General features: G+C 63.9%; 10 protein-coding genes. 6 read left to right on the forward strand and 4 right to left on the reverse strand.

Annotated features, from left to right (window positions below; all coding sequences use genetic code 11):
• Positions 1-133: 133 nt before the first annotated feature.
• Genes VJ464_05595 through VJ464_05605 form a run of 3 tightly spaced genes read left to right on the forward strand, consistent with a single transcriptional unit; the run spans position 134 to position 4,953 of the window.
• Positions 134-1,762 (forward strand): long-chain-fatty-acid--CoA ligase, encoded by a 1,629-nt coding sequence (locus tag VJ464_05595; protein ID HKQ04583.1) that lies wholly within the window; start codon positions 134-136, stop codon positions 1,760-1,762.
• 43 nt (positions 1,763-1,805) lie between these two features.
• Complete coding sequence (locus VJ464_05600; protein ID HKQ04584.1) at positions 1,806-3,383, forward strand: long-chain-fatty-acid--CoA ligase; 1,578 nt, start codon at positions 1,806-1,808, stop codon at positions 3,381-3,383.
• 13 nt (positions 3,384-3,396) lie between these two features.
• Positions 3,397-4,953, forward strand: coding sequence for an amidohydrolase family protein (locus VJ464_05605; GenBank protein HKQ04585.1), 1,557 nt, complete (start codon positions 3,397-3,399; stop codon positions 4,951-4,953).
• Between the two features lie 51 nt (positions 4,954-5,004).
• Here VJ464_05605 and VJ464_05610 read toward each other — a convergent pair whose 3' ends face one another.
• Positions 5,005-5,796, reverse strand: coding sequence for a TatD family hydrolase (locus VJ464_05610; protein ID HKQ04586.1), 792 nt, complete (start codon positions 5,794-5,796; stop codon positions 5,005-5,007).
• A gap of 129 nt (positions 5,797-5,925) precedes the next feature.
• Here VJ464_05610 and VJ464_05615 point away from each other — a divergent pair, with 129 nt between their 5' ends.
• Positions 5,926-6,330: a MerR family transcriptional regulator gene (locus VJ464_05615; protein HKQ04587.1), complete on the forward strand. Its 405-nt coding sequence runs from the start codon at positions 5,926-5,928 to the stop codon at positions 6,328-6,330.
• Positions 6,331-6,465: 135 nt separating this feature from the next.
• Positions 6,466-6,801, forward strand: a complete 336-nt coding sequence (locus VJ464_05620; protein ID HKQ04588.1) for a hypothetical protein — start codon at positions 6,466-6,468, stop codon at positions 6,799-6,801.
• On the opposite strand, the gene VJ464_05625 is transcribed toward VJ464_05620, so the two are convergent.
• The 3 genes from VJ464_05625 to priA all read right to left on the reverse strand — a co-directional run bounded on the left by VJ464_05625 (position 6,794) and on the right by priA (position 11,072).
• Positions 6,794-7,363 (reverse strand): ferritin-like domain-containing protein, encoded by a 570-nt coding sequence (locus VJ464_05625; protein ID HKQ04589.1) that lies wholly within the window; start codon positions 7,361-7,363, stop codon positions 6,794-6,796. The two genes, VJ464_05620 and VJ464_05625, sit on opposite strands and share 8 nt — an antisense overlap.
• Before the next feature lie 162 nt (positions 7,364-7,525).
• Positions 7,526-8,566, reverse strand: coding sequence for a TIGR00266 family protein (locus VJ464_05630; protein HKQ04590.1), 1,041 nt, complete (start codon positions 8,564-8,566; stop codon positions 7,526-7,528).
• A 52-nt stretch (positions 8,567-8,618) separates the two neighbouring features.
• Positions 8,619-11,072 carry a primosomal protein N' gene (gene priA, locus VJ464_05635; GenBank protein HKQ04591.1) on the reverse strand — a complete coding sequence of 818 codons (2,454 nt, stop codon included), beginning with the start codon at positions 11,070-11,072 and terminating at the stop codon, positions 8,619-8,621.
• 101 nt (positions 11,073-11,173) lie between these two features.
• Between priA and VJ464_05640 the strand changes: the two genes are divergently transcribed.
• Positions 11,174-12,100, forward strand: coding sequence for a threonine/serine dehydratase (locus tag VJ464_05640; GenBank protein ID HKQ04592.1), 927 nt, complete (start codon positions 11,174-11,176; stop codon positions 12,098-12,100).
• The last annotated feature ends 255 nt before the right edge of the window (positions 12,101-12,355 follow it).

Below are 12,355 nucleotides of genomic sequence, written 5' to 3' on the forward strand. Positions count from 1 at the left end.
GGCTTACGAGGTGCGACGCAAAAAAGTTGAGCCATTTGCAAAAACTTGTCTCACGCATCGTCGCATACGCCGCCAGCCTTTACAATACCTCGGCGGGTGTGCGATTGTACCCGCACCTTGAGACATTCGGCGGTTGTCACACCCGACAGCAGAGCTCACAGATGCGCCGCGCGAAGTGGCGACAACCGTTAGAGAGCGCGAGATGAACATCGTCGAAGGGCTGCGCCAGATTGCGGCCTCTAATCCCGAAAAACTCGCCGCCATCTGCGGCCACACGCGCCTGACGTTCGGGCAGACCGCCGAGCGCGTCAACTGCCTGTCGAACGCGCTGGCCGAGCTTGGCATGACGGGCGGCGACCGCGTTGCGGTGCTGGCGCTCAACTGCCACCGCTTCTTCGAGCTCTATTACGCGGTGCCGCAGATGGGGGCGGTGATCGTGCCCATCAACTTTCGCATCCCGCCCGCCGAGGTCAAATACATTCTCGACCATTCCGGGGCGCGGGCGCTTGCGGTTGACGAGGCGCTAACGCCGCTGGTTGATCAGATTCGCCCGCGGCTTGAATCGGTCGAACATTTCATCTCAATCAGCGACACGCCTCGGCGTGAGTATTTGAGTTATGAAGCGCTGCTGGCCGACGCGTCGCCCGATTATCCGGTGGCGCCGCTTGCGGGCGACGAGCTGCTCGGTCTGTTCTACACTTCGGGGACGACGGGAGAGCCGAAAGGCGTGATGCTGACACACGCCAATGTCATCGCCAACGTCCGGCACATCGAAGCTTCGGCCAGCTACAGCTCCGAAGAAATCTACCTGCACAGCGCGCCGATGTTTCACCTGGCCGACGGCGCGGCAACCTTCTCGAACGCCAATCGCGGCTCGACGCAGGTCTTCATCCCGCGCTTCGAGCCCGTCGCGACGCTGACGGCCATCGAGCGCGAGCGCGTCACGCACGCCTTGCTGGTGCCGACGATGATTAACTTCGTGCTGCAAGTGCCGGACCTTGCGGATTACGATCTATCGTCGCTGCGCTACGTCACCTATGGCGCGTCGCCGATTGCCCCAGAGGTGTTAAGGCGAGCGATGCGCGCTTTCGGTTGCGACTTTGGCCAGGGCTATGGCCTGACGGAAGCCGCGCCGCTCTTAACCGTGTTGAGCGCCGACGATCACCGCCGCGCCATCCAGGGAGACGAGCGCTTGCTCGCCTCGTGCGGCAAACCGGTCGCGGGCGTCGAGGTGCGCGTCGTGAAGGTAGACGGCAGAGACGTAAAGCCGGGCGAAGTCGGCGAGATCATCGCCCGCGGCCCGAACATCATGCGCGGCTACTGGCGGCGCGATGCCGACACGGCAAACACCGTCATTGACGGCTGGCTGTACACCGGCGATCTGGCGACGGTTGACGAGGAAGGTTATCTCTACCTCGTTGACCGCAAGAAAGACATGATCATCACCGGCGGCGAGAACGTCTTTTCGACAGAGATCGAGGCGGCGCTGTACGCTCACCCGGCGGTGAAGGAAGCGGCGGTGATCGGTGTGCCCGACGCGCAGTGGGGCGAGGCCGTCCATGCCTGCGTCGCTTTGAAAGACAATCACGACATCAGCGCCGATGCGTTGATCGAATTCTGCCGCCAGCGACTGGCCAGTTACAAAGTGCCGCGCTCAATTGAAATCATCGAAGGCGAGCTGCCGAAAGGCGGCACCGGCAAGATATTGAAGAAGCAGTTGCGCGAACGCTACTGGCAGGGCCGCGAGCGGCGCGTCGGCTGAACCGTGAGCCATCATTCTTAATCAGATAGGGAGACCGAAACAGATGAACCTGACCTTAACCCCTACCCGTTTTCTTGAGCGCGCCCGCCAGCTATTCGCCAACAAGGTCGGCATCGTTGACGGCGACGTGCGGTTGACTTATGGCCAATACGCCGAGCGCTGCGACCGGTTGTCGAACGCGCTCGGCCAGCTCGGCATCCGTCGCGGCCAGTGCGTCGCGTGGCTCGGCTACAACAGCCACGAGCTGCTCGAAGCCTATTATGGCGTCGTCCAGGTGGGCGCGGTGCTGCTGCCGCTCAACATTCGACTGACGCCGCAAGAGCTGACGTTTATCCTGAATGACGCCGAAACCGTGGCGCTCTTTTATAACCGCGACTTTGCGCCGCTGGTCGAGGCATTACGTCCGCATGTGCCGGGCGTGAAGCATTACGTTGCGCTTGAGCAGGGAACTGGTGATGCATATTACGAAGACTTACTTTCGGCTGCCGAAGCCGATTTCACGCCGCCAACGGACATCAAAGACGACGACCTCGCCGAGTTGTTCTACACATCGGGAACTACTGCGAATCCGAAGGGCGTGATGATGACGCACAGGAATTTATACCTGCACGCCTTGCAGGTGATGGCCGGCTCGGCGATCAAAGACATCAACGTCCAGCTTCACACCATCCCGCTCTTCCATGTCAATGGCTGGGGCACGCCGCACACGATCACCGGCGGCGGCGCGCGCCATGTCATCGTCCGTAAGTTCGATCCGACCGAAGTGCTCGACATCATCCAGCGCGAGCGCGTTACACACTTCTCGATGGTGCCGACGATGGCGGTGGCGCTGCTCAATCACCCGAAGGTTGCCGATTACGACCTGTCGAGCGTCGAGTTCGTCGGCATCGGCGGCGCCGCCTCGCACGCCGGCCTGATGCGCAGCATCGAAGAGAAGCTCGGCTTTCGCGCCTACGGCGGCTATGGCCTGACGGAGACAACGCCTGTGCTGACTTTCTCGTACATCAAAGAACACCTGAACGACATCTCTGAAGACGAACGCTACCGCCGCCAGGCGATGGCCGGTTATCCGATGCCCGGCGTCACCCTCGACATTTTCGATGGCAACGATCAACCCGTCGCGCACGATGGCACGAGCGTCGGCGAAGTCGTCGTCCGCGCAGACAACGTCATGGCCGGTTACTGGAAGCAGCCCGAAGATACCGCCAATGTCATGCGCGGCGGCTGGTTCCACACGGGCGACATGGCGGTGATTGACGAAGAGGGTTACGTCTTGATCGTTGATCGCAAGAAAGACATCATCATTTCGGGCGGCGAAAACATCGCTTCGATTGAGATCGAGACGGCAGTCTACGCTCACCCGGCGGTGCTGGAATGCGCGGTCATCGCCATCCCCGACGAGAAGTGGGGCGAGGTGGCGAAGGCGCTGGTGGTCGTCAAGCCCGGCCAGTCGCTGACTGCCGACGAGCTGGTGGCGCATTGCCGCGGCAGGCTGCCGGGCTTCAAGGTGCCCAAGTCGGTCGAGTTCTTCGAGGCGCTGCCGAAAGGCGGCACCGGGAAAATCCTCAAGAAAGAACTGCGCGAGAAGTACTGGGAAGGCTACGAAAAGCGCGTGCATTGATAGGGGGCTGCTCATGCGTAGATCGAATCACTGCTCACCGCATAACGCCTGGATAACTTCGGCGTTGCTGGTTTGCTTTCTGACCGCTTCGGCATTCGCGCAAGCGACGAAATCGCCGAGCAGCGGCAAGCGTAACAATCGCCTCGTCATTCGCAATGCGATGGTGGTTGACGGCAACGGCACGCCGGCTTCGGGGCCGAAAGACATCGTCATCGAAGGCAACCGCATCACCGAGATCGCCAGCTTCGATCCCATCTCGGCGATGCAAGGCACGGCGCGGCGGCCCGCGGCGGGCGACGCCGAGATCGACGCGACCGGCAAGTATGTCCTGCCCGGCTTGATCAACCTGCACGGCCACATTCAAGACGAGCGCGGCGGCGTGCCGATGCCCGTAGAGTATTGCTGGAAGCTCTGGCTCGCCAACGGCATCACCACGGTGCGCGAAGTCGGCGGCACCTTGCAGAAGTCGCTCGCCTGGCGCGAGCAGAGCCGCAAAGGCGAAATCACCGCGCCGCGCTTTTTCATCTACGGCGTTTATAATAACGCGCCGACGCCGACGACCGCTGAAGCCGCACGCGCACGCGTCCGCGAGTTGAAAGCGATGGGCGTTGACGGCATCAAGTTCTTCGCCATAGACCGCGACCTGATGGCGGCGATGCTCGACGAAGCGCACAAGCAGGGCTTGCGCACCGCGCATCACTCGGCGGTCGCCGAAACTAATGCCTGGGACGACATCAAATTCGGCACGACCAGCATCGAGCACTGGTACGGCATCCCCGACGCGGCGATTGTGAGCGGCAGGCAGAACTTTCCGGCGAGCTACAACTACGACAACGAGGTGGATCGCTTCCGCTATGCCGGTCACCTCTGGCGCGAGGCCGACGCCGAGCGGCTGACGAAAGTGCTTGACGCGATGATCGCGGCAGGCGTCGCGTGGGACCCGACGCTCGACATTTACGAAGCCAGCCGCGACCTGCTGCGGGCGCAGAATCAGCCGTGGTTTCAAGAATACCTGCACCCGGTGCTGGAAGAGTTCTTCCGCCCGAACCCGAAGAATCACGGCTCATACTTTCTGGGCTGGACTTCGACGGATGAGACGTTCTGGAAGGAAAATTACCAGATATGGATGCGCGCCGTGCGCGAGTTCGCCGAGCGCGGCGGCCTGGTCGGCGCCGGCGAAGACGCCGGCTTCATCTATCAGATGTACGGCTTCGGCTTGATCCGCGAGCTTGAGCTGCATCAGGAGGCGGGCTTTCATCCGCTGAAAGTGATTCAGCACGCGACCGGCAACAACGCGAAGATTCTCGGCGAAGAAGAGCGCCTGGGCCGCGTGCGCGCTGGCTTTCTGGCGGACTTGATCGTCGTCAATGGCAACCCGCTTGAAAACCTCAAGGTGCTTTATGCGACGGGCGGCGACGAAGTCCGCGATGGCCGAACGGTGCATACGGGCGGCGTCGAATGGACGATCAAAGACGGCATTCCCTTTCACGGGCCGACGCTGATGAGAGAGATCAAAGAGATGGTCACGAAAGCCCGCGGCGAGCGCGCCAGCAAATCGGCGCGGCAGTAATGAAAGCGGTTTTCTTAGGTGTAGCGCAAGGCAATCGAGAATTGCTCCAGGCTACTGGCTGGCGCTTTCGAGTTGAAAGAGCCGCTTGAAATTCGCCGTGGTTATGCGGCCAATCTCTTCGCCCGACAGCCCGCGCAGCGCACCGATGGCGCGGGCGGTTTCGACGACATAAGCCGGCTCGTTGCGCCGACCGCGAAAAGGGACGGGCGCGAGAAAGGGCGCGTCGGTTTCGATGAGGATTTTATCGAGCGGCAGGCTGCGCGCCGTCTGCCGCAAGTCTTCGGACTTCTTGAACGTGACGACGCCGGAAAACGAAATCAGAAAGCCCATCTCGACCGCCGCTTCGGCAAACCTCTGTGTGCCGGTGAAGCAGTGGATGATGCCCGGCAGACCCGCGCCCACCCATTCTTCCCGCAGAATCTCTAAAGTATCATCTTCGGCTTCGCGTGTGTGAATCACCGCCGGCAAGCGGCGTGAGCGGGCCATCTGCAACTGCCGGCTGAAGGCGTGGCGCTGCGCCTCGCGCGGCGAATTGTCGTAATGATAATCGAGGCCGATCTCGCCCCAGGCGATGACCTTCGGGTGCGTGGCCAGCTCGGCAAGCCGCGCATAGAGCGCTTCGTCGAGCAGGCGCGCTTCGTGCGGGTGGACGCCGACCGTGGTGTAGATGAAGTCGTATTGTTCAGCAATCCGAAACGCCGCCGCGTGCGAGTCTTTCGCCACATCGCCATTGCCGACGGCGACGATGATCTCGATTCCCGCCTCGACGGCGCGGGCAATCATGGCGCTGCGGTCGCCATCGAAGTCTTCGCTCTCGACGTGCGCGTGTGAGTCTATAAACATAATCCGTCTCTCGCGAAGCAATGATAACATAGGCGGGCGGCGGCATCTTGCGCGGCGATCACGGACGGCCGCTTGACTCTATACTGCGGTACAGGGTGCAGAATCAATGAAGGCGTGAAGGGAGGGCGGATGCGAATCGGCGAAGTCGCGACGCGCGCCGGAGTCAGCGTGCAGGCAGTGCGCCTGTACGAGCGGCGCGGCATCCTGAAGCGTGTCGCGCGCCAGCGGTCGGGATACCGCGATTACACGCCCGACACGGTGGCGCTCGTGCGCTTCGTCAAACAGGCGCAGCAGCACGGCTTCACGCTCAACGAAATCAAATCGCTGATTGATCTGCGCGGCACACAGGGCTCCGGCACCGGGCAAGCGCGCCGGCTGGCGGAAGCCAAGGTGGCGGCGCTCGACGCGCAAATCAACCGGCTCAAAGCCCAGCGCGACGCCATCGCGCACGGGCTGGGTTGCTGCCAGTGCAGCGAGATGTTTCCGCTGTGTTTGCTCGCGCAATCGGGCGCGCGCGATTCGCGCAGCGAGTGAACGGAGGCCGACATGAAAAGACGGACATGGCTACTGAAAGTCGCGGCGCTCGCCTTGGCGCTGCCGCAAATCGCTCTCATCATGGCGTCGGCGCAGGCTAGTGAGGCGTATAGGCCCACTCGGGGAGAGGCAAAGATGAAGGCGCAAAACAAAGCGGCAGATGAACAGCCCTTCTTTTGCAACCTGTCGGCGCTTGATGCCGGCCAGCGAAAACATCATCGCCAGTTGACGGCGCGGCTGCGCGAGTCGGTCGAAGAGGTGCGCGAGCTGGCTGATGGCTATGGCTTTCGCCTGGCGGCGGACATCGCCCACATCAATCTGGTCGCTGAGTGGGTCTCACTGGAGCGTTTGTGCTGCCCGTTTTTCGCCTTTCAAATTGATGTCGGAAGCGAAGGCCGGCCGCTCTGGCTACGCATCACCGGGCGCGAAGGGGTGAAGCCATTCATGCAGTCCGAGTTTGATATTAAGTGATCGGGCGCTGATCATCAGCCGGGGATGAAACGCTCGACATTCGCGCCGGCATGGTGGATTGGGCGTCGAGCCCCCACTTGAAGACGGCCTGCATCAGCGGCAGCAGGCGATGACCGGCGACCGCGTTCATGAAGAAAAGCTCATGCTCACGCTCGACCTCCGCCATGCGGCGCAGCGCGGCAGCAAATTCCGTGAGGCCGAGCGCCTCTGCATGCGAAGCCGCCTGCACATACTCATCAACATTGCCGTGTTCGAGCCGGCCCGCAAAGTACATGGGCAGGAATCTCCCCGTGCAATGACAGCTCAGGCCGATGACGCGCCCGATGAGCCAGAGTTGCGCTTCCAGGCGTTTGATGGGGGACGCGCCGAGTTGTTCTAGCATCCGGCCAACGGCTTCGCGGTGCGCCCACTCTTCGCCTTCGATCTGCCGGATTCGCCGGCGCTCCGTCGCTTGTTGCACAGAGCGCCAGTGGCCGCGGTACGCATAACCGGCGGCGCATTCGCCCGAATAGGCGCGTTGCAGGATGTGGATGAGTTGCTGGCGGTGCAGGCGCGTGTCCATACGGCTCGCCTCCTCGATGCGAGTATAACGAAGCGCACGGACACGCGCACTTGAGTGACAAGTGACAAGTGACAAGTGACAAGACTTTGTGATGCGGCGTGCCGGTAACCGTTCAGAGGGCGCACTACTCTTGTCACTTGTCACTTGTCACTCGTCACTCTCTTAGCTGGAGCCGAAGGTGAAGCCGCTGCCACCGCCACTCGATTGCGATGGGAAGAAGGGCTTCATCAACCCGGCGAAGGCCGCGAGGTTGCGCGTCTGGATCAACAGCTCGCCCGGCCCCATGAATTCGGCGACGATGCCTTCGCCGCTAGTCATGCTGCGGAACCAGCCGGCGGCAGCTTTGCGCAAGGTGTACTGCGTGGTGCCTTCCCAGGCCACCAGATGGCCGGTGTCAACGACGTAGCGCTCGCCCGGCCCTAACGTCTTGCGATGGATCGCGCCGAACGACGAGACCAGCAACAGCCCGGCGCCGCGCACCTGAAGGACGAACAGCCCTTCGCCGCCGAAGAACGATTTGGCGCCGCCCCACTTGGTATCAACCACGAGGCTGCCATCGCCGGCCAGGTAAGAGCTCGCCTGCACGAAGAACATCTGATTGTTCATCTCGATGGCGGCGATGTCGCCGGGCGCGCCCGGCGCGAAGGTCACTTCGCCGGGGCCGCCGCGCGCCGTGAAGGTCGAAACGAAGGCCGACTCGCCGCCCACCGCGCGCTTGAGCGCGCCCATCAAACCGCCTTTCATCTGCGACTGCAACTCGACGTTGCCCGACATCGAAACCATCGCGCCGGCTTCGGCCTGTATCGACTGCTCGGGTTGCAGCTGCACGACGGCCAGCGAGAAGGCCGGCTGGTGCAGAATCTCGTACTGGTAGCCGCGCCCGGACCCGCGCCCGTCGGCGTCTATGTGTATGCCCTGGCCGGGAGGGTAGCCGGGCGGTGCGCCGCCATAGTTCGGCTGGCCCTGATTATAATTCGGCTGGCCCTGGCCATAGCCCGGCGGCGGGCCTTGCTGATAACCGGGCGGCGGCGGCGGCGGGTAACCGGGTGGCCCCTGTTGATACCCCGGCGGCGGCCCTTGCGGGTAGCCCGGCGGCGGCGGCGGATAATTCGCCTGCGCGTCGGGCGCACTGATCGGGCTGCCGCAAGAGGTGCAGAACTTCGTGTCCGGCGAAACCTCCGTGCCGCATCGTTGACATCTCATAATGACTCTCCTTGTAGATTAATCGTCACTCGTCCGCCTATGGCTCCATCTCTCACATGAGGCTGACCGGGTCAACTTCGATGGCGATGGAGCGCGGGTTCGCGCCGCGCGCCAGCATCTTCGTCATCGCCGCGTCCAACGCCTCGCGGGCGCGAACGCGGCTGCGCGCTTTGATCAACACCTGAAAGCGGTGCTCGCCCTTGATGCGCGAGATGGGCGCGGGCGCGGGCCCCAGCACGCGCATCATCGAATCGCCGGCCGCCTCGCGCAACGCTTTAGCCAGGTCGGTCGCCGTGTTGTTAGCCCGGTCGAACTCTTTGTCATGCACGCAGATGTTGATCAGCGCGTTGAACGGCGGGTAATGCATCGAGCGGCGGAACTCGATCTCGCGCCGGTAGAACTCGTCGTAATCCTGCGCCTTCGCGCAGACCAGCGAGTAGTGTTCGGGGTGGTAGGTCTGAATCACCACGCGGCCCGGCCGGTCGCCGCGCCCGGCGCGCCCCGCCACCTGCGTCAAGAGTTGGAACGTGCGCTCGGCGGCGCGAAAGTCGGGCAGGCACAGCCCCGCGTCCACGGAGATGACGCCGACCAGCGTGACGTTGTGGAAGTCGTGGCCTTTGGCGATCATCTGCGTGCCGACGACCAGATCAATCGAGCCGGCGGCGAACTCCATCAGCAGGTGTTCGAGGCTGCCGCGCCGCCGCGTCGTGTCGCGGTCAATGCGGGCGATGGACTTATCCGGGAACAGCTCGCGCAGCTTGGCTTCGAGTTGCTCTGTGCCTTCGCCGACGTATTGAATGTATTGCCCGTCGCAGGTCGGGCAGACGCGCGGCGCGGGCCTGACGTAGTTGCAGTAGTGGCATTGCAGGCTCTGGTTGTAGCGGTGGTAGGTCAGCGTCACGTCGCAGTTCGGGCAGTGGATCGCGTCGCCGCACGAGCGGCACATTGCGAACGACGAGTAGCCGCGCCGGTTCAGCAGGACCATCACCTGCTCGCCGCGCTCGAACGTCTCGGCCATCGCCGCCTTGATCTCGTCGGAAAACGTCACCTGCTTGCCGTGCCGCTTGAAGACTTCGCGCATGTCAATCGTCTCGACCGCCGCCAGCGCGCGGTTGCCATAGCGCGTGTCCAGCCGCATGTATTCGTACTTACCCGTGGTCGCGTTGTGAACGGATTCGAGCGACGGCGTCGCCGAGCCGAGCACGACGATGGCCCTGGCGTCGTGGGCGCGCATGATGGCCGTGTCGCGCCCGTGGTAGCGCGGCGTCTCGTCCTGCTTGTAGGAAGTCTCGTGCTCCTCGTCAACGACGATGACGCCGAGGTTTTCAATCGGCGCGAAGACGGCCGAGCGCGTGCCGATGACGACGCGCGCCTCGCCGTCCTTGATGCGCCGCCACTCGTCCGTGCGCTCGCCCTCGCTCAAGCTCGAATGCAGGATGGCGACGGCGTCGCCGAACAGGGCGCGCAGGCGGCGCGAGAAGACCGGCGTGAGCGCGATCTCCGGCACCAGCATCAGTGCGCCCTGTCCCCGCCGGGTCGCCTCGCGCATGGCGCGGATGTAGATCTCGGTCTTGCCGCTCCCCGTGACGCCGTGCAGCAGGAAGGTCGCGTAGCGCCGCTCGTCCAACCGCGCGACGATGCGGTCGAGCGCCGCCTGCTGGTCGGCGTTGAGCGTGACGAGATTCAGCTCCTGCTGCTCGACGTGCGAGAGCGGGTCGCGGCGGACTTCGCGGGCGAAGACTTCGACGAGGCCGCGCTTCTCCAGCGTCCGCACGACCGACGCCGACACGTCCGCCATGTCGAGCAAGTCGCCGAAGGCGAGCGGCTCGTCGCTCTCTTCCAGCGTCTCGATGACGCGCTGCTGCGCGGGCGTCGGCGCGTCGCCGTTGCCCCCCTGGAAGGCGTGCGGGGTGAGCCGGACGGCGTTTTGCAGCTTGGGCTTCAGACGGCTCTCGCCGACGCGCTCGGCGACGCGCACGAAGCCCGCGCGCTCAAGCTGACGGATCAAGGCCGACGTGTGTGATTTCGAGAGGCGGCGCTCCAGCTCGCGCGAGCCGAGGTGCCCGTTCGTGGCGACGAGTTCGAGGGCTTGCAGCTTCGACGAAGACCAACTGAATCCGGCCGACACCTGCGCCAGCGCCGCGCGGCCGGCCTCGGTGATGGTCAGCACTTGTTCGGTGGCGACGGTCGCGCCGGCCGGCAGCGCCGTGCGCAGGCACTCGCCCCACGGCGCGTGGTAGTAATCGCTCATCCACTTCGTCAGGCGCAGGATGTCGGGCGAGATGATGGGCGACTCGTCCACGAGTTCTTCAACGTCTTTAATGTCGCTCGCGGCGAGTTCGCCGGCCGGCTCGGCGTGCAGGGCGACGATGAAGCCGGTCAGCAGCTTTTTACCGAACGGCACGACGACGCGGCAGCCGGCGTGCGCGCGCTGCGCCATATCGCCCGGCAGCCGATAGCTGAAGGTTTGCCTGACGTGAACCGGAACCGCGACCTCTGCGAACATCGCCGGGATTGTACACGGCGCGGTGGCCAGTTGTCAGTGGCCAGTTTTCAGTTTCGAGTTTTCGGTTGTGTATCGCCGCGGTTTTTTGGATAGTTGTCCGTATGAGTCCAATAAAACCACTGAGCGAAGTCATCAGGCCGACGACCCTCATCGAAGCGCCGCGGTTGTCGCGGCGGCTCGGCGTGCGGTTGACGGTTGCCAGCGAGACGTTTCAATTCACCGGCAGCTTCAAGTTCCGCGCCGCCTACAACCTCGCCGCGAAGGTGAGCCAGCAGAAGATCGTCACCGCCTCTTCGGGCAACTTCGGGCAGGCGATGGCCTACGCCTGCCGGCTGCTCGGCAAGTCATGCACGGTCGTCATGCCGGCCACGTCTGCGCGCGTGAAGGTGGACGCCGTGCGCGAGTTCGGCGGCGCGGTTGACCTGATCGACGTGCGCGAAGTCAGCCGCGCCGCGCGCGTGGCGGCGCTGGCCGAGGAGAACCCTGACGCTTACGTCGCCAGCGCCTATGACGACCCGCTGGTCATCGAAGGCAACGCCAGCCTCGGCGCGGAGCTTGCCGCCCTGCCGGACGAGTTTGACGTAGTGGTCGCGCCGGTCGGCGGCGGCGGCCTGAGTTCGGGACTCATCAAGGGCTTGCGCGAGGCGGGGAGCGCGGCGCGCGTCATGGGCGCGGAACCGTCAATCGCTAACGACGCGGCGCGCTCGTTGCGCGCGGGCCACATCGTCACCAACGAGGCCGAGCCGCAGACCATCGCCGACGGCGCACGCACCGTCAGCGTGGGCCGACACAACTGGGCGATCTTAGAAGCCGGCCTGGCGCGCATCGTCGAGGTGCCGGAAGAGAACATCCGCGAAGGCGTGCGACTGTTGTACGGGTTGGCCAACCTGAAGGCCGAGCCGACCGGCGCGCTCTCCGTCGGCGCGCTGATCACTGAGCCGGAGTTGTTCCGCGACCGGCGCGTCTGCTGCGTCATCAGCGGCGGCAACGTGGACGCGGCCGTCTACCGCGAGATTCTTGCCGAATAACGGACGACGCCGGCCCGTACTCATTGCGGGCCGGCGTCACCTGCCAATATCAACCTGATGTCGATCTTCTCAATTGAGCCGGGCACGACCGGGGCGTGTCTCGCGCCTCTTGATCCGTTTTAGTGTCGTGCGCGACGCATGCAGTCGTTGCGCTCGCGGCGCGCTTCGTTCATGCGTATGCGGCGCTGGCGGTAGGGGAGGCCGCGCGCCGAGCGAACCGCGTCCCTGTAGGTAGCTTCACACGCCCTGTACTCT

The sequence above is a fragment of the Blastocatellia bacterium genome, assembly GCA_035275065.1.
Lineage (GTDB): Bacteria > Acidobacteriota > Blastocatellia > UBA7656 > UBA7656 > DATENM01.

Bases quoted from the DNA above. Each gene is read 5' to 3' on its own strand.
- VJ464_05600 (HKQ04584.1), top strand. From the start codon at position 1,806: ATGAACCTGACCTTAACCCCTACCCGTTTTCTTGAGCGCGCCCGCCAG.
- VJ464_05605 (HKQ04585.1), top strand. From the start codon at position 3,397: ATGCGTAGATCGAATCACTGCTCACCGCATAACGCCTGGATAACTTCG.
- VJ464_05610 (HKQ04586.1), bottom strand. From the start codon at position 5,796: ATGTTTATAGACTCACACGCGCACGTCGAGAGCGAAGACTTCGATGGC.
- VJ464_05615 (HKQ04587.1), top strand. From the start codon at position 5,926: ATGCGAATCGGCGAAGTCGCGACGCGCGCCGGAGTCAGCGTGCAGGCA.
- VJ464_05620 (HKQ04588.1), top strand. From the start codon at position 6,466: ATGAAGGCGCAAAACAAAGCGGCAGATGAACAGCCCTTCTTTTGCAAC.
- VJ464_05625 (HKQ04589.1), bottom strand. From the start codon at position 7,363: ATGGACACGCGCCTGCACCGCCAGCAACTCATCCACATCCTGCAACGC.
- VJ464_05630 (HKQ04590.1), bottom strand. From the start codon at position 8,566: ATGAGATGTCAACGATGCGGCACGGAGGTTTCGCCGGACACGAAGTTC.
- priA (HKQ04591.1), bottom strand. From the start codon at position 11,072: ATGTTCGCAGAGGTCGCGGTTCCGGTTCACGTCAGGCAAACCTTCAGC.
- VJ464_05640 (HKQ04592.1), top strand. From the start codon at position 11,174: ATGAGTCCAATAAAACCACTGAGCGAAGTCATCAGGCCGACGACCCTC.